Source organism: Halomonas sp. H10-59 (assembly GCF_040070555.1).
Taxonomy (GTDB): Bacteria; Pseudomonadota; Gammaproteobacteria; order Pseudomonadales; family Halomonadaceae; genus Halomonas; species Halomonas litopenaei.
Window position 1 is genome coordinate 357,713 of record NZ_CP098828.1, and the last position, 25,924, is coordinate 383,636.

The 25,924-nt window shown below is 63.8% G+C and carries 25 protein-coding genes; 7 read left to right on the plus strand and 18 right to left on the minus strand.

Annotated features, from left to right (window positions below; genetic code table 11):
* The first annotated feature begins 1 nt into the window (after nucleotide 1).
* Complete coding sequence (locus NFG57_RS01645) at nucleotides 2-268, plus strand: hypothetical protein (RefSeq protein WP_348815200.1); 267 nt, start codon at nucleotides 2-4, stop codon at nucleotides 266-268.
* 10 nt (nucleotides 269-278) lie between these two features.
* A complete protein-coding gene (locus NFG57_RS01650; protein ID WP_348815201.1) occupies nucleotides 279-932 on the plus strand; it encodes a DUF1523 family protein in 654 nt (217 codons plus the stop codon).
* A gap of 524 nt (nucleotides 933-1,456) precedes the next feature.
* Here the strand turns inward: NFG57_RS01650 and NFG57_RS01655 are convergent.
* From NFG57_RS01655 to NFG57_RS01715, 13 genes are all read right to left on the minus strand, one after another.
* Complete coding sequence (locus NFG57_RS01655; protein ID WP_348815202.1) at nucleotides 1,457-2,497, minus strand: Rpn family recombination-promoting nuclease/putative transposase; 1,041 nt, start codon at nucleotides 2,495-2,497, stop codon at nucleotides 1,457-1,459.
* Between the two features lie 178 nt (nucleotides 2,498-2,675).
* Nucleotides 2,676-4,097 carry an aldehyde dehydrogenase family protein gene (locus NFG57_RS01660; RefSeq protein WP_348815203.1) on the minus strand — a complete coding sequence of 474 codons (1,422 nt, stop codon included), beginning with the start codon at nucleotides 4,095-4,097 and terminating at the stop codon, nucleotides 2,676-2,678.
* 70 nt (nucleotides 4,098-4,167) lie between these two features.
* Nucleotides 4,168-5,130: an NAD(P)-dependent oxidoreductase gene (locus tag NFG57_RS01665; protein ID WP_348815204.1), complete on the minus strand. Its 963-nt coding sequence runs from the start codon at nucleotides 5,128-5,130 to the stop codon at nucleotides 4,168-4,170.
* Between the two features lie 159 nt (nucleotides 5,131-5,289).
* On the minus strand, nucleotides 5,290-6,225 hold the full coding sequence (locus NFG57_RS01670) for a LysR substrate-binding domain-containing protein (protein ID WP_348815205.1): 936 nt from the start codon (nucleotides 6,223-6,225) through the stop codon (nucleotides 5,290-5,292).
* On the minus strand, nucleotides 6,218-6,985 hold the full coding sequence (locus NFG57_RS01675; RefSeq protein WP_045992605.1) for an IclR family transcriptional regulator: 768 nt from the start codon (nucleotides 6,983-6,985) through the stop codon (nucleotides 6,218-6,220). The genes NFG57_RS01670 and NFG57_RS01675 overlap by 8 nt, the downstream gene beginning before the upstream one ends.
* A 92-nt stretch (nucleotides 6,986-7,077) precedes the next feature.
* A complete protein-coding gene (locus NFG57_RS01680; protein ID WP_348815206.1) occupies nucleotides 7,078-8,694 on the minus strand; it encodes a GMC family oxidoreductase N-terminal domain-containing protein in 1,617 nt (538 codons plus the stop codon).
* A gap of 4 nt (nucleotides 8,695-8,698) precedes the next feature.
* Entirely contained in the window at nucleotides 8,699-9,934 is a 1,236-nt protein-coding gene (locus tag NFG57_RS01685; RefSeq protein WP_348815207.1) for a mandelate racemase/muconate lactonizing enzyme family protein, read from the minus strand.
* A 96-nt stretch (nucleotides 9,935-10,030) separates the two neighbouring features.
* Nucleotides 10,031-11,455: an aldehyde dehydrogenase gene (gene aldA / locus NFG57_RS01690; protein WP_348815208.1), complete on the minus strand. Its 1,425-nt coding sequence runs from the start codon at nucleotides 11,453-11,455 to the stop codon at nucleotides 10,031-10,033.
* Nucleotides 11,456-11,719: 264 nt separating this feature from the next.
* The gene (locus NFG57_RS01695; RefSeq protein WP_222568364.1) at nucleotides 11,720-12,700 is read right to left on the minus strand and encodes an MDR family oxidoreductase; all 981 of its coding nucleotides are present in this window, start codon (nucleotides 12,698-12,700) and stop codon (nucleotides 11,720-11,722) included.
* Between the two features lie 131 nt (nucleotides 12,701-12,831).
* Nucleotides 12,832-13,500, minus strand: coding sequence for a TetR/AcrR family transcriptional regulator (locus NFG57_RS01700; protein ID WP_253555084.1), 669 nt, complete (start codon nucleotides 13,498-13,500; stop codon nucleotides 12,832-12,834).
* A 121-nt stretch (nucleotides 13,501-13,621) separates the two neighbouring features.
* Nucleotides 13,622-14,959: a Na+/H+ antiporter NhaC family protein gene (locus NFG57_RS01705; RefSeq protein WP_213230862.1), complete on the minus strand. Its 1,338-nt coding sequence runs from the start codon at nucleotides 14,957-14,959 to the stop codon at nucleotides 13,622-13,624.
* A gap of 481 nt (nucleotides 14,960-15,440) precedes the next feature.
* Nucleotides 15,441-15,659: a hypothetical protein gene (locus tag NFG57_RS01710; protein ID WP_213230778.1), complete on the minus strand. Its 219-nt coding sequence runs from the start codon at nucleotides 15,657-15,659 to the stop codon at nucleotides 15,441-15,443.
* Nucleotides 15,656-15,919, minus strand: a complete 264-nt coding sequence (locus tag NFG57_RS01715) for a hypothetical protein (RefSeq protein WP_045992616.1) — start codon at nucleotides 15,917-15,919, stop codon at nucleotides 15,656-15,658. Before NFG57_RS01715 ends, NFG57_RS01710 begins: the two co-directional genes overlap by 4 nt.
* Before the next feature lie 403 nt (nucleotides 15,920-16,322).
* Between NFG57_RS01715 and NFG57_RS01720 the strand changes: the two genes are divergently transcribed.
* Nucleotides 16,323-16,841, plus strand: coding sequence for a fasciclin domain-containing protein (locus NFG57_RS01720; protein ID WP_348815209.1), 519 nt, complete (start codon nucleotides 16,323-16,325; stop codon nucleotides 16,839-16,841).
* 188 nt (nucleotides 16,842-17,029) lie between these two features.
* On the opposite strand, the gene NFG57_RS01725 is transcribed toward NFG57_RS01720, so the two are convergent.
* Together NFG57_RS01725 and NFG57_RS01730 are read right to left on the minus strand one after the other, a co-directional pair.
* A complete protein-coding gene (locus NFG57_RS01725) occupies nucleotides 17,030-17,518 on the minus strand; it encodes a phosphatidylglycerophosphatase A (RefSeq protein ID WP_108131115.1) in 489 nt (162 codons plus the stop codon).
* Between the two features lie 70 nt (nucleotides 17,519-17,588).
* Nucleotides 17,589-18,527 carry a transglutaminase family protein gene (locus NFG57_RS01730; RefSeq protein WP_348815210.1) on the minus strand — a complete coding sequence of 313 codons (939 nt, stop codon included), beginning with the start codon at nucleotides 18,525-18,527 and terminating at the stop codon, nucleotides 17,589-17,591.
* A gap of 583 nt (nucleotides 18,528-19,110) precedes the next feature.
* On the opposite strand from NFG57_RS01730, the gene NFG57_RS01735 reads away from it, so the two are divergent.
* Together NFG57_RS01735 and NFG57_RS01740 are read left to right on the plus strand one after the other, a co-directional pair.
* The gene (locus tag NFG57_RS01735; RefSeq protein WP_222515762.1) at nucleotides 19,111-20,568 is read left to right on the plus strand and encodes a circularly permuted type 2 ATP-grasp protein; all 1,458 of its coding nucleotides are present in this window, start codon (nucleotides 19,111-19,113) and stop codon (nucleotides 20,566-20,568) included.
* A 4-nt stretch (nucleotides 20,569-20,572) separates the two neighbouring features.
* Nucleotides 20,573-21,559, plus strand: coding sequence for an alpha-E domain-containing protein (locus NFG57_RS01740; RefSeq protein WP_231498416.1), 987 nt, complete (start codon nucleotides 20,573-20,575; stop codon nucleotides 21,557-21,559).
* 198 nt (nucleotides 21,560-21,757) lie between these two features.
* On the opposite strand, the gene NFG57_RS01745 is transcribed toward NFG57_RS01740, so the two are convergent.
* Genes NFG57_RS01745 through NFG57_RS01755 form a run of 3 tightly spaced genes read right to left on the minus strand, consistent with a single transcriptional unit; the run spans nucleotide 21,758 to nucleotide 24,426 of the window.
* Complete coding sequence (locus NFG57_RS01745) at nucleotides 21,758-22,816, minus strand: putative zinc-binding metallopeptidase (protein WP_348815211.1); 1,059 nt, start codon at nucleotides 22,814-22,816, stop codon at nucleotides 21,758-21,760.
* Nucleotides 22,817-22,867: 51 nt separating this feature from the next.
* Nucleotides 22,868-23,908 carry an alpha/beta fold hydrolase gene (locus NFG57_RS01750; RefSeq protein ID WP_348815212.1) on the minus strand — a complete coding sequence of 347 codons (1,041 nt, stop codon included), beginning with the start codon at nucleotides 23,906-23,908 and terminating at the stop codon, nucleotides 22,868-22,870.
* The gene (locus NFG57_RS01755; protein WP_348815213.1) at nucleotides 23,905-24,426 is read right to left on the minus strand and encodes a GNAT family N-acetyltransferase; all 522 of its coding nucleotides are present in this window, start codon (nucleotides 24,424-24,426) and stop codon (nucleotides 23,905-23,907) included. The genes NFG57_RS01750 and NFG57_RS01755 overlap by 4 nt, the downstream gene beginning before the upstream one ends.
* 245 nt (nucleotides 24,427-24,671) lie before the next feature.
* Between NFG57_RS01755 and NFG57_RS01760 the strand changes: the two genes are divergently transcribed.
* Both NFG57_RS01760 and NFG57_RS01765 read left to right on the plus strand, forming a co-directional pair.
* On the plus strand, nucleotides 24,672-25,592 hold the full coding sequence (locus tag NFG57_RS01760) for a glycosyltransferase family 2 protein (protein WP_348815214.1): 921 nt from the start codon (nucleotides 24,672-24,674) through the stop codon (nucleotides 25,590-25,592).
* Nucleotides 25,589-25,921 (plus strand): lipid-A-disaccharide synthase N-terminal domain-containing protein, encoded by a 333-nt coding sequence (locus NFG57_RS01765; RefSeq protein WP_222568354.1) that lies wholly within the window; start codon nucleotides 25,589-25,591, stop codon nucleotides 25,919-25,921. Before NFG57_RS01760 ends, NFG57_RS01765 begins: the two co-directional genes overlap by 4 nt.
* Nucleotides 25,922-25,924 lie beyond the last annotated feature (3 nt).

Below are 25,924 nucleotides of genomic sequence, written 5' to 3' on the forward strand. Positions count from 1 at the left end.
CGTGATTGCTTTTGCTCGCCTGATCCTGGTCGTCATGGTTCTTATGACGATCTGCTATATCATTGTCAATGTTTACCTTTTTTTTCGTTGGCGCAAGGGGATTGAAGATGAATGGAAAAGGCGCACTTCAGCTGGTGACGAGAGAGTCTTTGTGCGCAGATCGATGCGTCGGTATCGTCGCCGCTGGCGGCCTATATTGATATCCTTGATTTATATCTTTCCCGTCACGTTGATGACTGTTTTGGTGTTTGTTATCAATTTTTTCTAGGGGGCAGTCAATGGCAATCGTGAAGTGGAGTTTCTGGGGTGTTTTCTGGCTGATGGCCGGAGCGGTCATGCATTATAGCCTTCCCCAGTATGACGTCGTTCGTATCGTCGATACCTACGAGAAGCGACAGGATATCAACGATTGGACGCGCATCTTTTGGTCTGACCCGGATGATTTGACCAATACGCTGGAAAATCGTGATGTTCAGTTCATACAAGCAGTTTTCCCCAGTGGTAAAGCGATCGTCTATCGCAATGAGGATACCGGCTGGAGCTGGCCACCTTACTTCAAGTTCGATACCGCAAATCTTTATACGGAGGCCAGTGACCGGATTTCGACACGGGCGGATCCTCAATGGGTTTCTATCATGCATTACGGTTGGCGCAACCAATTCTTTTCCATCTTTCCTAATGCTGTCTCGATTGAGTCGGTCGAAGGCCCGAATGACAAGCCATTCAATTGGTTTACATACGGTTTTCTGGTGCTGATGGGAAGCGCTGTCGCTTTCCTGTGGCGAGCCTGGGTGCGCTTCAGGCGGCGCCATCTCGACCCGGTGATGGAGGAAGTTGAAGGTGGCCTCGATAGTGCTGGTGAAGCTGTAAATCGCCGTTGGCACCGTCTACGCCGATGGCTGGATACATGGAAGGGCCGCAACAGGCGCTAGGTGTCGGGTCGCGGATCAACCTCGGTTCTTGGAAAAACCGCATTGAAGGTGGTGTACTCGGAAACTGCGTCCGCGCACGCCCTGCTCGAAGTGCTTTGGCATCAGACGCAACGACGGTGGAACAGATCGCCGAGCGCTGCCGGCGACGCTAGGCCTATTGGCAGATTGCCCAGGCGCTGGGGATTGGCTAGGGCTTGTCTGAAAAGTGCCTGCGCTCGGTAATACGGCGTTAAAAATCGGATCAAAATGCTCATTTACACCCCGTAAACTGCGCTTTCTCACCGATTTTTGCCTTGTCTAACCTTCGCTCGTCGACTTTTCGGACAGCGCCTAAAGCACGGTGGCACGTACTCTCAAGCGCGTGTGGGCCTATCCCTGGTCTTACGGAGCTCGGAGGAGCGAGGCCAGCAGCTGCGCGCCTGGCTTCATCAGTACAACTGGCACCGACCACATGCCTTCCTGAATGATCAGTCTCGCGTTGGCCGGCTGGCCCGTTCCGTGAGCAACCTCACGGATTTTCACACCTAGCGTTTGAGTTCGTCTCTCAGCGTCCTGACCTGCGCGATGTCTAGCCCCGACAGATCCGCCACCGTCTGGTCGTCCATCTGCGTCCGCTCGATCATGTTGCGGGCGACCTCCAGGCGAGCCTTCTGTTCACCCTTCTGTTCGCCCTTTTGTTCGCCCTCCTGCAGTCCTTCCTGACGTCCTTGCTTGCGGCCTTCCTCACGTCCTTCCTCACGTCCTTGCTTGCGGCCTTCCTGGCGGCCTTCTTCAAGACCCTGTTGCTTCCACTGCTCGGACCATCGTTTTGCACGCTCGGCCAGCATGTTGTGTACCTCATTGAGTTCGTTAAGATTTTGCCACTCGGTTCCCTCGCTCTCGGGTATCCAATTGGGCAGCAGCACGCGCTTGATCCAGATGGCGAAGTGACGGCGCAGACGAGTCTGGTCCGGCGCTTCGAGCCATCTTGCCAGCAGCCCGATCAGTTCGACCGCCTCCCTGGTGCCACGGTGGTGTTCCAGCCGAAATATGGCGGCTACCACGTTGCGTGCCTCCGGCGACCAATGCTCCGAGTCCACGATGGCGCCTTCGTCCAGCAGAAGATAGGGCATTCGTGGGCGGTATCGCTCCAGCTCCCTGGGCACGCTCTGAACGAGGTCCGATACGTCGACGGCGGCGTTCCAACGCTTCTCTCCATTGTAGAGCACGACGGGCAGCACCGGGGGCAACCTGGCGTGGGGCGAGAGCTTCTGCTGCTTGATCAGGTCCTGATACAGGAGGCCCACGTAGGTCATGATGCGCAGCGCCATGAAGGGATCGATGGTGCTCTGGAATTCGATCAACAGATAGACGTAGATCCAGTCATCGCCGAAGCGTGCGCGCCAGATGACGTCGGACTCCCGATCGCGCAGGTCGTCGCTGACAAAGCTGCTGCTGACCTTCTCCAGTGAGTCGAGGTCGAGATGCGCTATCCAGTCCTCCTTGATGAAGCCTGTCAGGAGGTCTCGAATGACTCTAGGTTCGCTGAACAGCAGTTTGTAGCTGTGGTCGTGCTGGTGGTTCATGGGATATCAGCCGCCGACTGGCGAGAGCCAGTAATGGAAGGAGATGGCAATCATCCTGGCGGCTAATGGCTGGCATGTACGGCTACGGAGTCGATTGGGTGGAAACCTGACCAAATGTCAGAAGTTTGAGCAAAGTCTTGTTCAGATCTTTTTCAGAGAGAGGCGTAGTGACAAGCCCTCAGCCCCCCAGGATGGCCTTGGTTTCCAGATATTCCTCCAGGCCCTCTTCGCCCCATTCGCGACCGTTGCCGGATTGGCCGTAGCCGCCGAAGGGGGCATCGAAGGAAAATTCCGCCCCTTGCAGGTAGCACTGGCCGGCCTTGAGGCGGCGGGCGATGGGCAGGGCGGCTTCGGCGCTGGCGGCGTAGACGGCGGAAGACAGCCCATAGGGCGTGTCGTTGGCGATCTCGATGGCCTGTTCCAGGTCGTCGTAGGGAATCAGGCACAGCACCGGGCCGAAGATTTCTGATCGTGCGATTGCCATGTGGTTGCTGACGTCGCTGAAGAGGGTGGGGCGAACATAGTAGCCCTGCTCCAGCCCCTCAGGGGCCTCGGTACCACCCAGCATCAAGCGGGCTCCCTCGGCGATACCCTGCTGAATGTGCTGGCGTACGCTGTCGCGCTGGCGTCGGGACACCAGCGGCCCCATGGTGGTGGCGGTGTCCGTCGGGTCACCTGCCACCTGCTCCCGGGCGACCGTCAGGGCGATGCGTTCGGCGTCGGCCAGACGTGAGCGTGGTATCAGCATGCGGGTGAAGGCGTCGCAGGTCTGACCGCTGTTGGCCATCACGTTTTCCACCCCGAAGCGCACCGCCCGGGGCAGGTCCGCGTCCGCGGTGATGATCAGCGGCGACTTGCCCCCCAGCTCCTGACACACTCGCTTGACCCCGGCGGCGGCGTTGATGGCCACCTCGATACCGGCGCGGGTGGAGCCGGTGAAGGACACCATGTCGACCTCGGGATGGCTCGCCAGCAGAGGGCCGATCTCGCTGCCGGAGCCCGTCACCAGGTTGAAGACCCCGGCGGGGAGGCCGACGCTCTGAAAGATCTCGGCCATGATGAAGTCCTGCAGCGGCGTCTGTTCGGCCGGCTTGGTGACCACGGTACAGCCTGCCGCCAGGGCCGGGGCCAGCTTGCCGACCAGCTGATGCAGTGGGTAGTTCCAGGGGTTGATCAGCGCGCACACGCCGACCGGCTCGCGGACGATGGCGACGCCATTGCGGCGTTCGATCTGTTCGGAACGCAAGGCTCGCTCGGCGTAGTAGCGCATGCCTTCGATGGGGCCATCCACGTGCATGGCGGGTGTGATCTGGACCGGGCTGCCCAGGGTGATGACGTGGGCCTCGACCAGATCTGCGTGGCGCCTTTGCATCTCGTCGGCGACGGCGAGAAGTATCTCGCGCCGTTGCCCGGCGGGGGTCGCCGACCAGTCGGGCAGAGCGCGCCGCGCCGCCTCGACGGCGGCGTTGATGTCCGCTCGGTGCGCTCTTGGCACCGAGGCGCACAGATTCTCGGTGGCAGGGTCGAGGATGCCAAAGCGCTCGCTGTCGCTGGGCGTGTGCCAGCGGCCATCGATAAAGAAGTGTTCTCTGTAGTGCATGGCAAGGTCCTCGTTGGCTCGGATGATGATCAAGACCGGCGTATGCCGTCGCGGTCAGCCTGGTAGCCCTTTATCCGGACCTGCCGCGCACGACCACTTCATGGCCGACCTCTTCCGGCTCGGTGTCGGTCAGTTCGGCGGGGAAGCCGTCGCCGAGCACCTCGACGCCGCAGGCGTCCTCAAGGCGCCGGATGATGTTGGATGACCACTCACGGGAGCCATAGCGCTCTTGGCCATCCTGAAAGATGTCGAGCAGCAGCGGCGATATCTCGAGGGGCACCTCGAGGCTTCTGGCCAGGGCGTCGAACAGGCCCACGTCCTTGAGCACCAGATCCATGGTGAAGCTGATATCGCGGCTACCGTTGAGAATGACCTGGGATTCGGTCTCGTGGACAAAGGAATTGCCCGAGGAGATACGGATGGCCTCGAAGGTGGTGTTCATGTCCAGGCCGGCCTTGCGAGCCACGGTCAAGGCCTCGGCCACCGAACACAGATTGGCGGTGGCGAGGTAGTTGGTCAGTACCTTGAGCATCGAGGCCGTGCCCAGAGGTCCGGTGTGCAGGACCCGACGCCCCAGGGTGGTCAGCACCGGCAACACCCGTTCAAAGGTGTCGCGATCACCGCCGGCGAAGATCGAAATGTTGCCGGTGGCGGCGCGGTGGCAGCCGCCGGAGACCGGTGTCTCCATGGCGAGGGCGCCGGTGGCGGCGACCCTGGCGGCAATGCGTACCAGTTCCTGTGCATCGGTGGTGCTCATCTCCAGCCACACCTTGCCGGCAGAGAGCCCGGCGATGACCCCATCCTCGGCTTCCATTACCGCGCTGCAGGCGCGAGGAGATGGCAGGCAGGTGATGATCATGTCGCTGGCCTCGGCCACTGCTCTGGGGCTGCTGGCGGCGGCAGCGCCCTGGTCGATGACGCGTCGAGTGATCTCGGGGTCGAGGTCGCGGATCGTGACGTGATAGCCGTTGCGCAGCAGGCTGCCGGCGAGCTTGCCGCCGACGTTGCCAAGTCCGATAAAGCCGATGTTCATGGGAGGTCATCTCATGCCGGTGAGCCGATCACCTTGCAGTGACATCCTTGCGCGGGGGCGGATGAAATGCTGCAGGTAGGCTTCACGCTAGGCACGGCGGGGGCAGACGACAATTCATCTTTTCTTGGTGATTGGTCACTTTTGTTGAGTGAAGGCGACTCAGCCCCGCTGACTCAGCAGCCAGGTGCTGAAGGTTACCACTCGCGGATCGTCGGCCAGATGGGAGGGGCAGGCGATGCCCCATTCGCCGCTGGCGGGCTGTACCTTGCCCGCCGGGTTGATCAGCCGGCCCGTGGCCAGGTCATCCTCGGCGAAGGGGCCATTGACCAGGGCGACGCCTTCACCTCGGGCGGCCATCTCGAGCGCCGCCGCCAGGGTGTCGACCTGAAGGGCGCGTGGCGGCGCGGGCCGTATGGCAGGAGGCGACTGGGTGTCGAACCAGCCCTGCCAGCTCCAGCTCTCGGTGTAGACGCTGATCAGCGGGAAGGCCTGCAGCGCCTCGGGGGATAGCGGTAACGAATGCCCCATCACCAGCGAGGGGCTGCACACAGGGGTCAGCGTCGAGGGAAACAGCGGTGTCCAGTCAAGTCGAGAGGGTAGTGGGCCATCACGGAAGAGGATGGCGATATCGGCGTGAGCGCTGTCGAAGGTCCAGTCCAGGCTGTAGGTCTTTATCCTCAGTTCGGTCTCGGGATGGCGCTGGTGAAATTGTGCCAGTCGTGGGGCCAGCCAGCGGATCGAGGTGGTTACGTAGACCTGCACGCGCAGAGGCTCAAGGCAGGGCTGGCGACGCAGTGTTTCGGCGCCCAGGATCAGCGCTTCCAGGGCGTCGCGCACAATAGGGTAGAAACGTCGCCCGGATGCGGTGAGCTCGATATGCCGACCCCGGCGGGCGAACAGTTTCGTCCCCAGGCTCTGCTCCAGACGCTGTATCTGGTTGGCGATGGCGGAGTGGGAGAGGTGCAGCTCCTCGGCTGCGGCGCGCAGGCTTGATAGTCGCGCCGCGGCCTCGAATCCCTTCAGCGCACTCAAGGGCGGCAGGCGATCCAGCGGCAGCGGTGCCGTGGATGTCCGATGACGCGGAACGTCAGACAACGCGGGACGACAGCTGGCGCGCGGCCTGCACCAGGTTCTTGGAGTAGCGGCGCGCCTCCTGGGGGCTCAGGGTGTCGCTGCTGATGGCGGCGCTGATCGCTGCGATGGGCTCGTTACGCAGGTTGAGCACCGGTGCGGCGATGCAGCTGACGCCCTGCTCAGGCGCGCCGTTGGAGGTGGCGTAACCGAGCCGATGGGCCCGCCCCAGTTCCGCCATGACGCCTTTCACTCCCTTGTTCTCGGGAGCAAGACCAAGCTCGTCGGCGAGATAGCCCTGCCAGGAGTCCTCGTCGCGCATCGCCAGGATGATCTTGCCACTGGCCGCTTCGTGCAGCGCCATGGTCTTGCCCACGTAAAGGTTGAAGCTTGCGCCGCTGGCACCGTCGATCTTGGACACCACCACCACCTTGTTGCCGATGGGCACGCACAGAAAGATGGTCTTGTGGATTTCGTTTTTCAGGATTTCCGCGATCGGATAGAAGTAGGGTATCAGGCTCTGCTTGTTATAGATGGTGGAGGATATCTGGAAGATGCGTGAGCCGATGCAGTAGGACTTCTTGCGGCTTGGATCCTGGGCCACCAGCTGGTGGTGAAGCAGGGCGTTGATGACACGGTGACCGGTGGCCGGCGAAATACCGGTAGCGTCACAGATTTCCGAAAGCGTCATGGGATAGCTGGTGGCCGCCAGCAGGTCCAGGATCATGACGCTATGATCGACCGCCGGAGCCTTGGTCTTTTCCGAGGTCCTTTCCGAATTCATGATCAGCCGCGGTCTCCAAAACGCGAATGCGAGGACGAATGCAGATGACTCGTCCGGTAAGACTCAGGGGCGATGTGGCTCCTGGGCGTCGTTCAGATCGGGTGGTCCTGAAGGATCAGGTCGGCCCCCTTTTCCGCCACCATCATCACCGGTGCATTGAGGTTACCCGAGGTGATGTTGGGAAAGATCGAGGCGTCGATGACCCTGAGCCCGGACACGCCATGCACCCTGAGACTGCCATCGACCACCGCCTCGCGAGGGTCGGGCCCCATGGCGCAGGTACCGCACAGATGATAGATGGAGCCTGCGTTGGCGCGAAAGTACTCTAACATGCTTTGGTCATCGTGGACGGCATCCGCCGGGGTGACCTCGGCGTCGATGACGGCACCCAGGGCCGCCGTGTAGGCCAGCGCGCGAATGAGCCGGCTGCCCTGAATGGCCTCGTCCTGATCTCGTCGGGTTCCCAGATAGTTCGGCCGGATCACCGCCGGCTCATTGGCATCGGCACTGGCCAGCTCGATGGTGCCACGACTGTCGGGACGGCAGGAATTGAAGGCCAGCAGGAAGCCGGAGTAGGCATCCGCGGTCAGTTTCGTGTCCGGAAGCGCCGGGATGCGATAGGACAGCGGGTTGAAGTAGAGCTGGATATTGGGCACGGGTTCGTCGGCATGGCCACGAAAGAAGCCTCCGGCCTGGTTGACGCTCATCGCCAGCGGGCCGCTGCGATTGATCAGGTACTTCATCGTTGCCCTGGTCAGGCCGGGCAGAGAGTTGAAGTCGTCGTTCAGGGTCCGGCAGTTGGCGCGATAGAAGTAGCTGACGGCCAGGTGATCCTGCAGGTTTCGGCCCACGCCGGGCAGCTGCTGGAGCGCTGCGATCCCGTGTTGTCGCAGCTTCTCGCTGTCCCCGAGCCCCGATAGCATCAGCAGCTTTGGCGAGTCCACCGCACCGGCGCAGACGATCACCTCGCGGCGTGCGCGCAGGGTCTTCAACTGGCCCTGCTCTCGGTATTCAATGCCGCTGGCGCGACGCTGATCGTCGAACAGCACCCGTTGAACCTGGCTGACGTGCTTGAGGGTGAGATTGGAGCGCTCGAGCGCCGGCTTCAGGTAGGCGGTGTTGCTGGAATCGCGACGGCCTCGGCGGATGTTCGTCTCATAGAGACCGGCACCTTCGATGGAGGGGCCATTGAAGTCGTCATTGAGCGGGTAGCCGAGTTCATCGGCAGCCCTGAGGTAGGACTGGCAGATCGGATGGGCGATTTCCTTGAGCGGGGTGATGCCGATCAGTCCCTGGCTCGAGTGGAATTCGGTATCGCCCGCAGGGTGCTGCTCGAGTTTCCTGAAATAGGGCAACAGCGCCTGGTAGCCCCACCCCGGGTTACCCGCACGCTCCCAGTCATCGAAGTCCGATGGCTGGCCTCGCACATAGATCATGGCGTTGATCGAGCCCGATCCTCCCTGGACCTTGCCCCGGGGTGTGTAGATCCGCCGGTTGGTCAACGCCGGCTCCTCGGCGCTGTAGTACATGTAGTTGTAGCCAGGGTGATAGTAGGTCTTGGCAAAGCCCACCGGCACCCGAAGCCAGGGGGAACTGTCACGGCCGCCGGCCTCGACGATCAGTACCTTGTGGCGTCCGCTGGCACTCAGCCGGTGGGCCAGCACGCAGCCTGCGGAACCTGCACCGACGATGATGAAGTCGTAGTCCATCGCCTCAGGCCTCCGGTCGGGTCTTCCAGCGGGTGCAGGACTGCTGGACGACGTCGTAGGGCGTGGCGTCCATGCTCAGGTGCAGGCGCTTGCCGGTGTAGGGCGAGTGGGCCCTGACCACCGCCATGTCCAGTTCCACCCCGAGCCCCGGTCGATCGGAGGGAATGATAAAGCCGTCACTCCACTCGATCTTGCGTTCGAGCACCTCGGCGTGGAAGCCGTCCCAGGTGCCGATGCTCTCCTGGATCAGGAAGTTGGGTGTGGTGGCGGCGAGCTGGATGCTGGCCGCCGCTCCCACCGGGCCGTTGTACAGGTGGGGCGCTATCTGGGCGTAGTGGACCTCGGCCAGGGCGGCGATCTTCTTGCCTTCGAGGATGCCGCCGACCCGGCCAAGGTTCATCTGCAGGATCGAGGCGGCCTGGTGGCGCAGCAGGTCATGGAACTCGTACTTGGTGGTCAGCCGCTCACCGGTGGCCACCGGGATGGAGGTATGGTCGGCGACCCTGGCCATGGCCTCGCTCTGGCCGGGGGGCACCGGCTCCTCGAACCACAGCGGGTCAAAGGGTTCGAGGCGCTTGGCCAGGCGGATCGCCGAGGCCGGCGTCATCTGGCCGTGGGTACCGAACAGCAGGTCGCAGCCGTTGCCGACCGCCTCACGGATGCGCTGGCAGAAGGTTGCGCTCTTTTCCAGCGCCTCCAGTGACAGCATATGCCCGCAGTAGGCGGTGTAGGGGCCCGCCGGATCGAACTTGAGCGCGGTAAAGCCGAGGGCCTTCTGCTCCAGGGCGCACTCCACCGCCAGCTCGACATTGTCGTAGTCATAGTCGCCGCCGGGGGCCCGGGGGTAGAGATAGGTGTAGGAGCGCAGCCGGTCGTGGAGCTTGCCGCCGATCAGTGCATGTACCGGCTGGCCGGCCGCCTTGCCGACGATGTCCCAGCAGGCCATCTCGAGGCCGCTGAGCACCCCCATCATGGTCAGGTCCGGGCGCTGGGTGAAGCCGCTCGAGTAGGTCTCGCGATACAGCCGTTCCAGATGGTGGGGATCCCGTCCCTTCAGGTAGCGCTCGAACACGTCCTCGATGGCGGCGACCACCACCTGCGGGTGGAAGGTCGCCGCATAGACCTCGCCGACGCCCTCGATGCCACAGGCGGTTCCCAGTTTGACGAAGATCCAGTACATGCCGCCGATGTGGGGCGGAGGTGTGGCGACCACATGGCTTTCACAACTGACGACTTTCATGAACGGCGAGTCCTCTGAAAAGGGCAGCAAGCTAGCCGACCGCCAGGCGTAGACGCGGCGGTGAAGGGCTTGGGTGTGGGGTAGCGCGGGATGGCGTCAGTAGTTCAATACCACCAGCCGGGTCTGGGTGTAGTCCAGCATGCCGTGCTTGCCGTCGTCGCCGCCGAGGCCCGAACGCTTCCAGCCGGCGTGGTAGCCCTGGTAGGGGTCCGATGGGGTGCGATTGATGTAGACCTCGCCTGCCTCGATGTTGTGGGCCACCTTCATGGCGGTGCGGTAGTTCTCGGTGAACACCACCGAGGCAAGGCCGAACTGGTGGTCGTTGGCCAGCGCCAGGGCTTCATCCACATCGGCGTAGGTCAGTACCGGCAGTACCGGGCCGAAGATCTCTTCCTGGACGATTTCCATGTCCTGGCGGCAGTCGGTCAGCAGGGTCGGCGGGTAGAAGTGTCCGGGGCCAGGGGGAATCGCGCCGCCGGTGGCCAGGGTGGCGCCGTCGTCGATGGCACGCTCGACCATCTGGTGGACATTGAGGCGGGTGTTCTCGTTGATCAGGGGGCCCATGTGGCTGGGGTCCTCGGCACGATTGCCGAAGGTGCAGGCCTCCATGTTGGCCTTGAGCAGGGCGATGAAGGGCTCGGCGATGGACCGATGCACGTAGACCCGCTCGATGGCGGTACACAGCTGGCCGCAGTTGGTGGTCTTGGAGGCCACGATCTGACGGGCGGCCTGCTCGAGGTCGGCGTCGGGCTCGACGATGGCCGGTGACTTGCCACCCAGTTCCAGCGACGACTTGGCGATATTGACCTGGGAGTACTCCAGCACCTTGCGGCCGGCGCCGACGCTGCCGGTGAGGGTGATCATGCCGACCCTTGGGTGAGTACACACGGCCTCGGCGGTGGCGTGGTCCATGCTCAGGATGTTGACCACCCCCGGCGGGATCTCGGCCGCCTGGACGGCCCGGGCAATTTCGAAGGCCGAACGCGGAGTGTTGTTGCTCGGGCGCACGATCACGCTGTTGCCGGTGATCATCGCCGGTGCAATCTTGCGCAGCAGGGTGAAGACGGGGTAGTTGAAGGGAATCAGGCAGGCCACCACGCCGATCGGCTCCCGAGTGAGCAGCAGGCTCTCGTCAGGGGTGTCGCTGGGCACGATATCGCCCTCGATCCGTCGCGCCCATTCGGCGTGGTAGCGGGTGATATCGGCCGCGTATACCGCCTCGTTGGTGGCGTCCTCGAGGCTCTTTCCCGACTCTTCGGCCAGCGCCCGCCCAATGGCCTCGCGACGCTCCATCAGGGCGTCGGCCAGGCGTTGCATATGTACCGCCCGCTCGGCACTGGTCAGCCTGCGCCAGTGCTTCTGGGCCCTGGCCGCGACCTCGACAGCTTCCATCGCCTGGGCGTTGGTGGCGGCCTGTACCTCGCCCACCATCGCTCCCGTGGCGGGGCAGTAGACCGGGATCATGCTGGCCTGAGGGACGCTGACAAAGTCGTTGTTGATGAAATTCCCATCGGTGCTCATGGCTGATTCCTCGTCAAGTTCAAACCAGCCTAGGAAGCGACCCTGAGGGCGTCAAGAAAATTCCTTATGTAGAAATAAAATTCCGCATATGGAATATGAGCTGGTGTGTTGGTGCCTGTAAGCGAGCCGGCAGGAAGCCAAGACAGCGCCAGGTACGCGCCAGGTACGCGCCAGGTAAGCGCCAGGTAAGGCCCGAGAAAGCGCCGAGGAAAGGAACATCAGGCGCCCTGCCGGCGACGGCCAGCAGGGCACGTGTCATCGGGCCTAGCGGGTGGCGACCACCACGCGGCCTCTGACCTTGCCTTCCATCAGGCGCTCTGCGGTGGTGATGGCCTCGCTCAGCGGGATCTCGCTGGCGATGTCGTCGAGACGCTCTTCAGGCATCAGCTCGGCCAGGCGCTGCCAGGCTTCCAGGCGAACTTCTCTGGGCTGCATCACGCTGTCGATGCCGGCCAAGGTCACGCCACGCAGGATGAAGGGCATCACCGTGGCGGGAAGGTCCATGCCCTGGGCCAGGCCGCAGGAGGTCACCGTGCCGCCGTAGCGGGTCGAGGCCAGCACATTGACCAGGGTATGGCTGCCGACGCTGTCGACGGCACCCGCCCAGCGTTCCCTGGCCAGGGGCTTTCCGGGCTGTTCGAGCTCGCCGCGGTCGATGATCGAGGTGGCGCCCAGTGCCTTCAGATAGTCCGCCTCCTCGACCTTGCCGGTGGAGGCAACGACTTCGTAGCCCAGCTTGGCCAGCAGGGTGATGGCAAAGCTGCCGACGCCACCGCTGGCGCCGGTGACCAGCACCTCGCCCTGGTCCGGGGTCACCCCGTGGCGCTCCAGCGCCAGCACCGAGAGCATGGCGGTGTAGCCGGCGGTGCCGATGGCCATGGCGTTTCTGGTGCTGAAGGCTTCGGGCAGCGGGATCAGCCAGTCGCCGTTCAGGCGTGCCTTCTGGGCCAGCCCGCCCCAGTGCTTCTCGCCGACGCCCCAGCCGTTCAGGACCACCCGGTCACCCGGCTGGAAGTCCTGGTGCTGCGAGGCTTCCACCACGCCGGCAAGGTCGATGCCCGGGACCATGGGGAAGGACTTGACCACCGGGCCCTTGCCGGTGATGGCCAGCCCGTCCTTGTAGTTCAGGGTGCTGTAGTCGACGTTCACGGTCACGTCGCCCTCGGGCAGGGCCTGGTCATCCAGTGACTCGATGGCGGCCTTCTGAGTGTCGCCTTCCTTGCGGATCACGATGGCGTCGAACATGGCGGTCTCCTTTTTAGACGGTTTGTCTATAAATTGGCGCAAGCAGTATCAGGGCGCCGTATACGACCCCGCAGGAGCGGGCTCTCGGTTCAGTGTCGGACTATTGTCCAGTCAGGTCGGCTCAGTTCAGTTCATGGCGACGGACGACCCTGGCGTTGGGTGTCCAGGCCCGAAAAGAAACTGTCGGTGAACACATCGATCGGGCGCGGGCTGCGTTCCAGCCTGGCGCGCATGATGGCGCCCTCCCAGCCGATCCAGAAGGCCTCGGCCAGCCGGTCAGGGTCGCTGTCGGAGGCGATATTGCCGTGGTGGCGGGCTTCTTCCAGGCAAGCGGCGAGACGTCGTTGCCAGTCGGCGAGCGTGGCGATCAGCCGCTCGCGGTAGTCCGGCGGCAAGCCAGCCGCCTCCTGACCGAGATTGCCCACCAGACAGCCACGGCGATAGTCGTGGCGTGCCATGCCGGCCTTGGCATCGTCGACAAAGGCCTGCACGCGCTCGAGTGGTGGCCGGGAATCGTCTTGCAGATGGCGGTCGAGCTTGTCGGCAAAATAGCGGGCGTAGCGCTCGAGCACCGCCTGGCCGAAGGCTTCCTTGCTGGCAAAGTAGTGATAGAAGGACCCCTTGGGCACCCCGGCACGCTTGAGCATGCCGTCGAGTCCCGCGCTCAGAAAGCCGTGTTCGGTCAGGGTCTCGAGGCCGCTGGCGATCAGCGCCGCTCTGGCGTCGCCCTGGGTGGCGCCGACGCTGTAGTCGGTCTTCGGCGGTCGCCCCCGGCGCCTGGCTATCGTCGGATTGGTCATGCAATGATTTTAGACCAGGTGTCTATAAAATCAATGATGGTGTCGTTCGGTGCCCACGTCAGAGGCCACCCGAGGGGTGGCCTTTGCCAGTGCTGCGAGGCTTGGTGTCAGGTGCTGCGCATTACAGCACCATGGCGGCGATCCAGGCGAACACCAGCATGCCGATGTTGCAGTGCAGGAAGGTGGGGATGACGCTGTCGCGAATATGGTCGTGCTGGCCATCGGCGTTAAGCCCGGCGGTGGCGCCCAGGGTGATGGTCGAGGCCGGCGAGCCAGCGTCGCCCAAGGCCGCCGAGGCGCCCAGCAAGGCCATCGCCGCCAGCGGGTCGAAGCCCAGGGTCAGCGCCAGTGGCAGGTAGATGGGTGCCAGGATCGGCACACTGGCGAAGGAGTCGCCGAAGCCGATGGTGATGAACAGTCCCACCACCAGCATCACCGCTGCGCCCAGCGCCATGTTGCCGCCGATCAGTTCGGCCGACGCCGCCACCAGAGGCTCGATTTCGCCGGTGGCGGTCAGCACGCCGGCAAAGCCGGAGGCGACGGTGATGATGACCGCGATCTGCGCCATCATCCGCAGCCCGTCGGTGAAGACGTCATCCTGCTCCTGCCAGCGGAAGATACCGGAGACCCCCAGGATCAGAAAACCGACCATGGCTCCGAGCAACAGCGAGTCGAACTTGAGCTGAAAGACCAGGGCCACCGCCAGGGCTCCCAAGGTGATGACCAGCTGTAGCGGCTTCAGGCGAGCCGGCGAGGCGGGCCTGGCGGCGGCGGTGGTACTTGGTGTGACGTAGTCGCGCGGGCGGCGATAGCTGATAAAAACGGCCACCAGCAGCCCCGCGACCAGGCCCAGCACCGGTAGTGCCATGGCCTTGGGGGCCATGTCGGCGGTGGCGGTCAGCCCGTAGTCCGCGCCGACGCTGTTGACGTTGGCCAGCAGGATCTCGTTGAGAAAGATGGCACCGAAGCCGGTGGGCAGCAGCAGGTAGCTGGCGCTGATCGAGCAGGCCAGGATGCAGGCCACGGCGCGGCGGTCGACTCGCAGGCGATCGAGCACCACAAGCAGCGGAGGCAGCAGGATCGGAATGAAGGCGATGTGCACCGGCACCAGATTCTGCGACATCAGTGAGGCGACGATGAACAGGCCGAACAGCGTCCACTTGACGCCCTTGCGGGTACTTTGCTCGTCGCTGCCAAGGCGCGCCGAGATAGCATCGGCCAGCAGTTCGAGCAGGCCCGAGCGTGACAGCGCCACGGCGAAGGCGCCGATCATCACGTAGGTCAGGCCGACCTGGGCGCCGACCAGCAGGTTGTCATTGAAGGCGCCGATGGCGTCGTTCATCGACAGCCCGGCGTGCAGCGCGCCTAGCATGGCGGCGCTGATCAGGGCGATGGCCACGGGGATCCGCAGCAGGCACAGCACGATCATGCTGAGGATCGTCAACACCGCCGCGTTGATGTGGTAGCCGACGGACAGGGTCGAGGCGTAGATCAGGGCGCACAGAGCAATGGTCGGCAGTGCGCGGGTGCGGGCAAAACGGTTTGCCTTGGGAGAAGGGTCGGTAAGGGCGGTCTCTTGCATGGGGTCTCCGGCTCGTCATGAGCCACGTGTCCAGGGGGCGTGAGAGTGCCGGCGAGCGTGGCGTAACCGCGGAGGGCTGGTCCTCTTCTAGGGGAGGTTGAAGCCTGACGGCCGTTCGCTAGCGGGCGAATGATACCCCAAACCTGGGCCGTGGCCCGCACTGGCCTCGATAGTTGCCTCGATAGCGGTCTCGATGGTCGCCGCCATGGTGGCAAGGGGGGAAAGGAGGAAAGGAAGAAAGCAAAGACGCGGCTGCGCTGCCTTCCATTAAAAACGCCGCCCCAGAAGGGGCGGCGTGAATCGCCAGGACGCGTCGGCGAAAAGCGGGGCGCTGAAACGCTGTCTCTCAAGCCATCGCTCAGGCGGGTACCGCCTGGGCGGCGCCAGAGGAAGTCGGTACTGCAGGCATGGACGGTGGCAGAGTCGCCATTAGCGCGCGCTCCAGGTCCATGGCCTTGCACTTGTAGGCGGTGCAGTTGGCGCAGTGAACGCTGTCGCCGTCGTCTTGACCAACAGGCAGCGTGAAGCGGGAGTGGCCACAGATGGTGCAGCTCAGGTCCAGGGCGACGGTGATCATGCGACTCGCTCTCCCTTGGTGTGCTGCTGCTCGATCAAGGCATCGTGCTCACGTCGCATGGCCATCATCAGGCTGCGAGACTTGTTGAGAAAGCGCAGGCGGTCGGGCGTCTGCTGTTCTTCCCAGGCGCCCAGGGTGGCATGAAACTCACCGCACTCGGTGCAGTTCAGCTCTTCCCAGTCATTGGGCTGAGCCGTTACAGGTCCCGGTGTGCTGGCCAGGTCGTGGCCACAGCGGGTACAGGAAATCGGGTAGTACACGGGTCGCCCTCCTTGGCGCATGACGTGCCGTCGTTCGTTCCGTTGTGGAAGCGAGGCTGCGTATGGCCCTCCTGGCCGAGCCTCAACGGTACGAAAGGTTCTCATCGCCAGGCTTGATATGCAAGTATTGTATAGGTTTTCTGTCGCCGGAAGCGTATCGGCATCTCGCCGTCATTACCGTCTTTCCGAGCAGCGCCCATATCATGACGTCAAAAGATGATGCTTTGATGATCAGAGTGGCGAAAGCTGTCGTAAAACTTTTTCTTGTACATTACTTGTTCTTGATCTAATTTTTGTACATGAACTGCGTCGTCCTGGTTGAACAGCCCCGACAGAGAGGTTCCCGGGAGGCGCGCAGTGGCGACGCGACATCTCGGAGCAATCACCGCAAGGAGGCGAGAGCATGAAAAAAGCAATGTCTGCCGCAACGTCGTTCCTGCCGAGTTGCGTGCTCGGCGTAGCGCTGCTCGCTGGCGGGGTGGCCGAAGCGGATCAGCAGCAACAGCAGGATCCCTCACGCAATCTGCTCGAAGTCGCCCAGGCCGACGGACGTTTCTCGACATTGCTTGACGCTGTCGAGAAGGCTGGCCTCGACGAGCCGCTACAGGGAGATGAAACCTATACGCTCTTTGCTCCAACGAACGAAGCCTTCGGTACCCTGCAGCCAGGACAGCTCGACGAGTGGATGAGCGACGACAAGGCCTCCCACCGACGTCTGGTCGAGGTCGTTTCCTACCACATGGTGGAAGGAGAAGTGTCACTGGAGGATTCATCTGAGGTGACCACCCTGCAGGGAACCGACATGGCCATCGACGCCCAGGAAGGCTCGGCAAGCGTAGGCAATGCCGCCGTGGTGGAGTCCGACATCAAGGCCAGCAATGGGGTGATCCACGTGGTGGACAGCGTGCTGATCCCTGAATAACCGATGCTGAGTGACTGACGCCAGTGCAACATCTGCTGCACTGGTCGCCAGAGGCCGGGCACGAGTTCCCCCGGTCACTGTTTCGATAGACCCCTGTCCCGTTTGGCCGCCCGTCGAGGGCGGTTTTTTTGTGTCAGGGCTGTGGGTTTAGGAAGCGCCGCCCGGCATTGGCAGGCCGCACTGTTGGCTTATGAGGACTGCTCGGGATCTCGTTGCCAGTAGCGGCGGGTCAGGCGCACCAGCAGTACCAGGGTGAGGGCGGCGTACAGAGCAGCCATCGCGTCGTCGGCGACGATGCCGAGTCCCCCGCCAATACCTTCGATCTCGCGTACCGGGGACAGCTTGGAAATATCGAACAGGCGAAACAGTAGATAGCCCAGCGGCAGGATGATGCGCCGTCGGTAGCGCGAGAAGGCCAGCACCGCGATGGGCAGGGCCACCCATTCGTCGAGCACGATCTGGGGCAGGTCGCCGCCGCCCAGCCACAGCGAAGCGAAGTGGCAGACGGGAACGGCCAGCACGAGGAGCGTCAGGGTAACGGCCAGGCGCGTGCCGAGCGGTAGCCGGAACAGCCACCAGGCGACCGGTAGTCCGATCAGGGAGCCGACCGTCCCCGGCGCCCAGGGGGAATAGCCCAGGCCGAAGCCGGTGGCGATCCAGATCAACAGGTCCTGCATGGAATCTCTCCTGGAAGACGGTGGGCAGGGCAAGGCCGGGCAGAGCCTGCGCAATATAAAGGACAGCGAATCAGCCGGCCATCGGCGCTGCTGGGTGATCGCCGGGGCTGGCGGAGGTCGGGCCGGTGGCCGCGACTTCCCCGGCGGGAACAACGTCCACTTCCACCTCGAGGCGCTGGCGCCCACCACCGGTCACCACGCCCTTGAGCGGCGCCACGTCCTCGTAGTCGCGGCCCCAGCCAAGCAACAGGTGTCGTTCGCCGGCGCGCACACCGTTGGTGGGGTCGAAGTCGAGCCAACCCCAGCCGGGTATCAGCACGGAGAACCAGGCGTGGGAGGCGTCGGCGCCCATCAGTCGAGGCTGTCCTGGAGGCGGTAGCGTCTCGAGGTAGCCGCTGACGTAGCGCGCGGCCAGACCCACCGAGCGCAGGGTGGCGATGGCCAGGTGGGAGAAGTCCTGACACACCCCACGGCGATGCTGGAGCACCTGGGACGGTGTCGTCTCCAGGTCGCTGAACTCGCTGTCGTAGCGGAATTCCTCATGGATGCGACGGTTCAAGCGCTCCACGCAGTCCACCAGATCGCCACCAGCGGGAAAACAGTCTTCTGCCCAGGCGGCGAGCAGCGGGCGGCGCTCGATATAGGCGGAGTTTTCAAGAAACGGCTGTGCTTCGCGGAAACCTGGCTGGTGGCGGTCTGCCAACCGCTCTCGACACCGCTCCCAGCCCATGATGGCCTGCGGCGGTGTGGCGCGAGGCGAGGTCATGACCTGCGCCTCCAGCGTGACCTCGAGCTGGGTATGGGGGGTGTCGACCGCGAACAGCGCGATATGGTTGCCGAAGGCGTCCTGTCGGCTCTGGCGTAGCGACTCGCCCGGCGAGATCGACAAATGCGCCCAGGCAACCTGCTGGTAGGCCATCTCACGGGGCATCAGGCAGGCCTCGTTCTCGCTGAGTGTCACGATCTCGCTGTAGTGGTAGCGCGTGGTGTGGCGAAGTCGATAGATCATCTGCCGGATCCCGCCGTGACACCCCTGCCAAGGCTGGCCACACGGCACCGCCTGGCGCCGCTGTCTTGAGCAGGGCAGGACAGCGGTGCGCACGAGCCAGGGAGGGCGGAACGAGAAGAGGCAGGCATGGGAAGCGAGGAGGCTCCTGGGTGTAGGCGAATGTTGCAGAAGGTGACGATATCCCCCCCGAACCGTGGCGACAAGATGTACCCGACTCCTGCTGATTGCTCAAGCTCGAAAGGTAGGCGTCGTCAGCAACAGGGGGTTTCGACCGGCGTCGCAAGGGCTGATGATAGCTGCCGCTCACGCTCGTCAGGTGCCGCCCGGATTGCACCAGATCGGTGCTCGCTGCCCCTTCTTGCTGGCTCGTGGCGCACTTTCGGCAGGAGCAAGTGGTCGCTTTTTGTCCAAACTGCTCAATTGCGCCCGTCGGTCCGGCGAGAAGGCGCGGCGCTGTGTCCTATTCTCGGCGGTCTGGTACAGAGCTTGCTATACAGCAAGGAGGGACCCGGTACGGTCGAAGGCGGGGGTGCCATCGTCGTTGTCGGGTCGCCGGATGCCGAAAACAATCGAGGGTGTGCCGATGAGCCATGTGGATTGGCAGCAGTACGACTGCGCAGGGTTCTATGACGAACTGGTGGCGACGCCCGGGATGCCGCGGGAGGCGGCCAAGATGCTGTGTAACGTGCTCGCGGGCTTTGCTCCTGACGAGCTGGAAGAGCGCAAGAACGCAGCAGAGATCGCCATTCGCACCATGGGGATCACCTTCACGGTGTATTCCGAGGGCAGCATGATCGACCGCGCCTGGCCTTTCGACATCGTGCCTCGCATCATCCCCGCCGACGAGTGGCGACGCACCGAGGCAGGCCTCAAGCAGCGGGTCGAGGCGCTCAACCTGTTCATCGACGACCTGTACCACGACCAGAAGGTCGTCAAGGATGGCGTGCTGCCGGCGGCGGTGCTCGAGCAATCCGTCAACTTTCGCCCCCAGTGTGTAGGGATCGATCCGCCCCACGGGGTCTGGGCGCATATCTGCGGCTCCGATCTGGTGCGTGGTGGCGACGGCACCGTCTACGTGCTGGAGGACAACCTGCGGATACCGTCCGGGGTGTCCTACATGCTCGAGAATCGCAACGTGACCAAGCGCGTGCTGCCGGAGCTGTTCGCCTCGGGCAAGATTCATCCGGTCGACGACTATGTGCCCCAGCTTTACGACATGCTGGCGGGCATGTCGCCACGCCATTGGGACGATCCCCAGGTGGTGGTGCTGACCCCGGGTATCTACAACTCGGCCTACTACGAGCACGCCTACCTGGCCCAGCAGATGGGCGTGCAGCTGGTCGAGGGGCCGGATCTGCTGGTCGATGACGACGACGTGGTCTACATGCGCACCGTCCAGGGGCTGACCCGTGTGGACGTGATCTACCGCCGCGTCGACGACGCCTTCCTCGACCCGGAGGCGTTTCGCAAGGACTCGGTACTGGGCGTACCCGGATTGATGCGGGCCTGGCGCAGCGGCAAGGTGGCGCTGGCCAACGCCCCGGGGGCCGGTGTCGCCGATGACAAGGTGGTCTACGCCTTCGTGCCGAAACTGATCAAGTACTACCTGGATCAGGAGGCGCTGCTGCCCAATGTGCCGAGCTACCTGTGCATGCTCGAGGAAGACCGCCGCTATGTGCTGGAGCACCTGCATGAACTGGTGGTAAAGCCCGCCAACGAGTCCGGCGGCTACGGCATGTTGATGGGGCCTCAGGCCTCCCAGGCCGAGCGTGATGCCTTCGCCAGGCTGATCCAGGAGAACCCACGCAACTACATGGCTCAGCCCATGCTGAACCTGTCCACCACCCCCACGCTGTTCGATGGCCGGCCCGAGCCGCGCCACGTCGATTTACGCCCCTTCATCCTGTCGGGCCAGGACGGCGCCTACGTCACCACCGGTGGCTTGACCCGTGTGGCCCTGGTCAAGGGCTCGCTGGTGGTCAACTCGTCCCAAGGGGGCGGCAGCAAGGACACCTGGATCGTCGAGACGGGGGAGGACTGAGACCATGCTGATGCTTTCCAGAGTCGCCGAAAACCTGTACTGGATGGCCCGCTACATCGAGCGTGCCGAAGATACCGCCCGGCTGATCAACGTCTCCAGTCACCTGATGCTCGACATGCCCTACCGCCAACCGCTGGGATGGGCGGCGATGGTTGATATCACCGGGGGCGCCGAGGTGTTCGAGACCCTCTACGACGAGCCCAACGATCGCAACGTGGTGCAGTTCCTGTGTGCCGACCGACGCTACTCCGGCTCGATCCTGTCCGCCCTTGCCCAGGCCCGCGAGAATCTGCGCACCACGCGGGACGTGGTACCGCGGGAGGTATGGGAAGAAATCAACCAGCTCTACATGACCGCCAGTGCCCATGCCGATGCGGGCCTCGGCCCGGGACGCCGAGAGCGCTTTCTGAAGCTGGTGATTCGTGGCTGTCAGACGTTGATCGGGTTGATCGAGGGCACCCTCAGCTACGGTGGATCACGGACCTTCATGATGCTCGGGCGCCAGCTCGAACGGGCCGACATGATCACCCGCATCATCGATGTGCGCTCGGCCAACCTGCTGCAGCGTGATAGCGACGAGATTCGTCCGTTCGAGCACCTGCAGTGGATGAGCGTGCTCAAGTCGTTGACGGCCTACCAGATGTATCGACAGCACGTGCGCTGCCGGGTCAGGGCCACCGACGTGCTGCGTTTCCTGGTGCAGGACTCCCTGTTCCCGCGTTCGGTGTCGCGCAGTCTCAAGGACAGTATTCGCGCGCTGCGCTCGCTGCCACGACATGAGCGCGCCCTGGCCACGGCAACGCTGGTGCTGGCCGATGTGGCCGAGGCCGACGTCCGTGCCCTGGTGCGCTCCCCCGAGGCCCTGCACGACTTTATCGACGTGCTGCAACAGGGCTTTGCCGAGCTGCATACGGCGATCGCCCGCACCTACTTCCCGACCCTCGATGACCTGGGCGATGGCGAGCTACTGGCGGCCAGCGACCAGGCGTGAAGCCAGGCGGGCCAGGTATCCCATGGCCCGCCTGCCCTGAGCCACTGCTGAATCTAGCCAAGGTGGATCTTGCCAGGCCGGATCTAGCCAAGCCGTATCTTGCCAGGCCGGATCTAGCCAAGCCGGACCTTGCCAAGCATTGCGGCCCCTCCTGGAAAGGGAGGGGCGCATGGTGGTGCTAGGTGGGCACCGGGCGGTTCACTGCTGTCGTCGCGCTGCCAGCACCATGTCGTGGATATAGCAAAGCTTGCAGGCGATGGTCGGGGTGATCACCTCGGGCACCAGGTCGAGCAGCCCCATCTCGCGATTCATCTCGTTGAAGCCGAGACTCAGGCGGCGAAAGGTGGTCAACATCGCTTCGAGGTCCTCGTCGAAGCCGGTGGGGGTGATGCCGAAGTGTCCGGCGGTATCGAGGATGGCGACCATGTCCAGGTAGAAGCCGAAGGTTTCGGCGAAGTCCTCCCAGGGGTGCATGGTGGCGTAGGCCGACACGAAGCGGCCGCGCCAGTCATTCGGTGGTCCCTGCTGATAGTGGCGATCGAGGGCTTCGCTGTAGCTGGGGTTGTTGTGGTCACCGAATACCTCGATGCAGGCTGGCTCGTCACGGTTCTTGATCAACAACTCCCAGTAATAGTGTCCGATCTCGTGGCGGAAGTGGCCGATCAGGGTGCGGTGGGCCTCGTTGAAGTCGTTACGCAGGCGCTCGCGCTCGACGTCGTCGGCTTCCTTGACGTTGATGGTGATCAGTCCGCCGGCGTGACCGGTGAACACCGGCATGCCCTCGTCGCTGGAGTGCCAGTCGCCTTCTGCCGCCACTTCGTCGGCGAGGAAGGCGAAGGCCAGCGGCGGGTTGGCGCGGCGGTCATCTACCTCGTGGGGTAGCCCCAGCAGGTCGAGGGTGTAGAAAAGCCGGCGCTTGGCACTCTCGAGCTTGGCCCAGCGTTCACGATGGCCGGGCACCGACAGGTCGGGGATGGCCTGGTTGTGGCGACAGCAGTCACACAGCGTCATGCCACGGTTGGCCTCCTCGCTGGTGATCATGCGGTTGCAGACCCCTTCCACGGAATAGTTGTGGCACTTGACCAGCAGCGTAGCGCAGGTGTCGTCGACGCAGCGGTAGCGACCATCGGGCTGGAGATCGACCGTCACCAGGGCATGGCAACCCGGGCACCAGCCAAGTTCGGAGTGGCATACCAGGCAGAGGGTATTGTCGAAGAACAGGCGGTTGTCACAGCGTTGGCAGGGGTAGTGGCGCATTCGCATGCCCTCGGGCGTGGCCAGTCAGGTGTCGTCGCCAGTATAGCCAGGCTACCGGGCGGGCGGCGGGTCGGTCTCGTCTGGAGTGTGCTGAGGCGACTCGGTGGCGTGGGCCGTGGGCGCTGGCGCCGGCGACTGCGCCATCGCCTGGGCGAGAAATTCCCGCTGGTCGTCGGCGAAGGCCGCCCGCCAGTCACCCTCGTAGATCTCGAAGTGGCCGGTGTCGTAGGTCTTGAGTGTGGCCCGCGATCCCAGTGCTTCCGCCAGCCGGTAGCCGGGGGCAATCGGCGCGACGCTGTCACGCAGGCAAAGTTGCAGAAGCACCGGACAGTGAACCTGGCGGGCCCGGGTGACCGGACGGTAGAGCCCGAGCGCCAGCAGGGCGCGTGGTGCAATACGATTGTCGAAGTCGTCATCGACAAACGACAGGATCCCCGTCAGGGCGTCCGGGGCGGAGAGCGCGGCCAGGGTCCCCGGCTCGCCGGCCAGTGGCAGGTACCGAGGAGCCCGGCCGAGGCAGCCCCTGGCAAGGTCGGCGAGTCCCACTCCGGTCATGCGCAGGAAGGTGCCAGGTCCTGCGTCCTTGAGCTTGAGCAGCGACGAGGCCCGACCGTCGAGCATCGGATTCATGGCGATGACCGCAGCGACATCGTCGCGACGAGCCGCCAGAGTGATGACATGGGCCGACGAGAATGACGTACCCCACAGCACCAGCGGAAGGGCCGGTGCCCGGCCCCGGGCGTAGTCGATGGCGGCCACGTAGTCCTGTTGCTGGCGCTTGATACCGAGCAGCTGGCGAGGCTCGCCGTCGGAGCGGCCGAAGTGACGATAGTCGAAGACCAGCACGCTGTGGCCGGCGTGATGCAGGGCCTGGGCGTAGCCGACAAGGCCGCCTGCCACCGTTCCGCCAAGACCGTGGGCCATGACCACCACCGCACCATCGTCGGCACCTTCGAACCACCAGCCGCGACAGCGAGTATCGCCGCTGTCGAAGGTTACCGCTTCGGCGCAGGACAGCTCGCTGGTGTCGGCACTGTCGAGGGGCAACGGTGTGGCGCTGTTGTCGGGACTGGCGTCATCACTTTCGCTCATCGGCTGGCCTCCTTCAGGTCGCCATCCAGGCCGTCATCCCGCCCGTCATCGATGACGGCCAAGGTCATGTAGACGCTGTTGGGATCCTCGACATAGCTGGCGAAGGGCGCACAGGGGGTAAAACCGTGACGCGCGTAGAACTGGCGAGCCGGGGCGAAGCCCGGCTGTGAGCCGGTCTCCAGGCTCAGCCGGCGATAGCCACGCAGTCTGGCCTCCTCGATGACCTTGTCGAGCATCAAGGAGGCCAGACCCCGGCGAAGGTGGCTTGGTGCCGTGCGCATGGACTTGATCTCGCCGTGGTCGTGACTGACTTCCTTCAGGGCGACGCAGCCGACCAGATCGTCATCATCCCACAGCCCCCACAGGGTCACCTCCGGCGCCTTCAGTTCATCCAGGGTCAGGGCATGGCGGCTTTCCGGCGGCGAGGTGGGCGCCAGTTTCTTCAGCCCGCGGCGGTGGGCGCGGATCATCGCCGCCATGGCGGGGGCGGCAGGGTCCTCTTGCTGGAAACGCAACATGGCTACCTCGATGCAGTGGTGCCTTCAGGGTACCTCAGGTGGCACGGTTTTCGGACATCGAGTATGCGGTGGCACGTCGTCTCGCACAGGAGGTCGATGAAGGTGTCTCGCCTGGAGGCTCCTGCGACGCTGTGAGCATGGTGACGTCTCGGTGACGTCTCGACCAAGGGCGGTATCGATGAATTAAGGGTGGCTTAAGTATCGCCGGGCAAGGTGACGGTATTCCCCAGTCCGAGGCGAATCCCATGCACGCTGTCACCGTATCGATAGTGATCCCCGCCCATAACGAAGCCGCCAACCTGCCCACGCTGCTCGATGAGATCGAGCAAGCGCTGTCGCACCAGGCCTACGAGGTCATCGTGGTAGACGATGGCTCTGACGATGATACCTGGCCCCTGCTGGTGACGCGGGCGCACCGTCAGGACTCGCTGAGGCCACTTCGCCATCGCGATAGCGCGGGTCAGAGCACCGCCCTGTGGCAGGCAGCGAGGCATGCCCGAGGCGAGTGGCTGGCGACCCTGGACGGCGATGGCCAGAACGACCCCGCCGATATTCCTGCGTTGCTGGAAGCCGCAAAGGCGGCGCGGGTGGACCTGGTGGGCGGCCATCGCGTCACGCGCCAGGACTCCGCGCTCAAGCGGCTGTCTTCTAGGGTGGCCAACGCGGTTCGAGCACGACTGCTCGGCGATGGCTCGCCGGATAGCGGCTGTGGTCTCAAGGTGATCCGCCGGCAGGCGTTTCTTTCGCTACCGTACTTCGATCATATGCATCGTTTTTTACCTGCCCTTGTCGCCGCTCAGGGCGGGCGTTGTCTGTCCCGCCCCGTCAATCACCGCCCCCGGGGGGCGGGGCGTTCCCACTATGGTCTCGGCAACCGGCTATGGGTCGGCATCATCGATCTGGTCGGAGTGCGCTGGCTTCAACGTCGCTCGCGACTGCCGGTGGACTGTCGTGGTATCGATGATGCGCTCGACCCGCCTCGGGTCGGGACGACGCTGGGGCATGGGGAGCTGGCCTTTGCGACGGACACCACCGTCAACAAAACTGGTCGGCAGCAGCCGATGCCTGACGCTCTCGATGTTGTCCTGCCCCGTGTCGTCTTTGGCAGTACGGCCTCAAGCAGCAGCGTTACCCTGAACCAGGCCGCCGCAGGGCCGTCGCAATGACGCTGTCCTGGTGGCTGGCGGTGGGCTTTCTCGGTCAGGCACTGTTTTCGGCGCGCTTTGTCGTGCAGTGGATCGCCAGTGAGAGGGCGAAACGCAGCGTGGTGCCGGTGGCCTTCTGGTTTCTCAGCCTGGCCGGGGGTGTGACCCTGCTGGTCTATGCCATCCATCGCCGAGACCCAGTGTTCATGCTCGGGCAGGGGGCCGGGCTCTTTATCTATCTACGCAACCTGACGTTATTGCGTGGCAACAGGTTCTGCAGTTCGGGTCTCCGCCAGCAAGAAACGTCGCAGGCCTCCATCAAGTCGACGTCGTCGCGTGCCGGAGGATAGCGT

What these genes read in the sequence shown, in the direction of transcription:
- NFG57_RS01650 (WP_348815201.1), top strand. Translation starts at nt 279, where the DNA reads ATGGCAATCGTGAAGTGGAGTTTCTGGGGTGTTTTCTGGCTGATGGCC.
- NFG57_RS01655 (WP_348815202.1), bottom strand. Translation starts at nt 2,497, where the DNA reads ATGAACCACCAGCACGACCACAGCTACAAACTGCTGTTCAGCGAACCT.
- NFG57_RS01660 (WP_348815203.1), bottom strand. Translation starts at nt 4,097, where the DNA reads ATGCACTACAGAGAACACTTCTTTATCGATGGCCGCTGGCACACGCCC.
- NFG57_RS01665 (WP_348815204.1), bottom strand. Translation starts at nt 5,130, where the DNA reads ATGAACATCGGCTTTATCGGACTTGGCAACGTCGGCGGCAAGCTCGCC.
- NFG57_RS01675 (WP_045992605.1), bottom strand. Translation starts at nt 6,985, where the DNA reads ATGAATTCGGAAAGGACCTCGGAAAAGACCAAGGCTCCGGCGGTCGAT.
- NFG57_RS01680 (WP_348815206.1), bottom strand. Translation starts at nt 8,694, where the DNA reads ATGGACTACGACTTCATCATCGTCGGTGCAGGTTCCGCAGGCTGCGTG.
- NFG57_RS01685 (WP_348815207.1), bottom strand. Translation starts at nt 9,934, where the DNA reads ATGAAAGTCGTCAGTTGTGAAAGCCATGTGGTCGCCACACCTCCGCCC.
- aldA (WP_348815208.1), bottom strand. Translation starts at nt 11,455, where the DNA reads ATGAGCACCGATGGGAATTTCATCAACAACGACTTTGTCAGCGTCCCT.
- NFG57_RS01695 (WP_222568364.1), bottom strand. Translation starts at nt 12,700, where the DNA reads ATGTTCGACGCCATCGTGATCCGCAAGGAAGGCGACACTCAGAAGGCC.
- NFG57_RS01700 (WP_253555084.1), bottom strand. Translation starts at nt 13,500, where the DNA reads ATGACCAATCCGACGATAGCCAGGCGCCGGGGGCGACCGCCGAAGACC.
- NFG57_RS01710 (WP_213230778.1), bottom strand. Translation starts at nt 15,659, where the DNA reads ATGATCACCGTCGCCCTGGACCTGAGCTGCACCATCTGTGGCCACTCC.
- NFG57_RS01720 (WP_348815209.1), top strand. Translation starts at nt 16,323, where the DNA reads ATGAAAAAAGCAATGTCTGCCGCAACGTCGTTCCTGCCGAGTTGCGTG.
- NFG57_RS01725 (WP_108131115.1), bottom strand. Translation starts at nt 17,518, where the DNA reads ATGCAGGACCTGTTGATCTGGATCGCCACCGGCTTCGGCCTGGGCTAT.
- NFG57_RS01730 (WP_348815210.1), bottom strand. Translation starts at nt 18,527, where the DNA reads ATGATCTATCGACTTCGCCACACCACGCGCTACCACTACAGCGAGATC.
- NFG57_RS01735 (WP_222515762.1), top strand. Translation starts at nt 19,111, where the DNA reads ATGAGCCATGTGGATTGGCAGCAGTACGACTGCGCAGGGTTCTATGAC.
- NFG57_RS01740 (WP_231498416.1), top strand. Translation starts at nt 20,573, where the DNA reads ATGCTGATGCTTTCCAGAGTCGCCGAAAACCTGTACTGGATGGCCCGC.
- NFG57_RS01745 (WP_348815211.1), bottom strand. Translation starts at nt 22,816, where the DNA reads ATGCGCCACTACCCCTGCCAACGCTGTGACAACCGCCTGTTCTTCGAC.
- NFG57_RS01750 (WP_348815212.1), bottom strand. Translation starts at nt 23,908, where the DNA reads ATGAGCGAAAGTGATGACGCCAGTCCCGACAACAGCGCCACACCGTTG.
- NFG57_RS01755 (WP_348815213.1), bottom strand. Translation starts at nt 24,426, where the DNA reads ATGTTGCGTTTCCAGCAAGAGGACCCTGCCGCCCCCGCCATGGCGGCG.
- NFG57_RS01760 (WP_348815214.1), top strand. Translation starts at nt 24,672, where the DNA reads ATGCACGCTGTCACCGTATCGATAGTGATCCCCGCCCATAACGAAGCC.
- NFG57_RS01765 (WP_222568354.1), top strand. Translation starts at nt 25,589, where the DNA reads ATGACGCTGTCCTGGTGGCTGGCGGTGGGCTTTCTCGGTCAGGCACTG.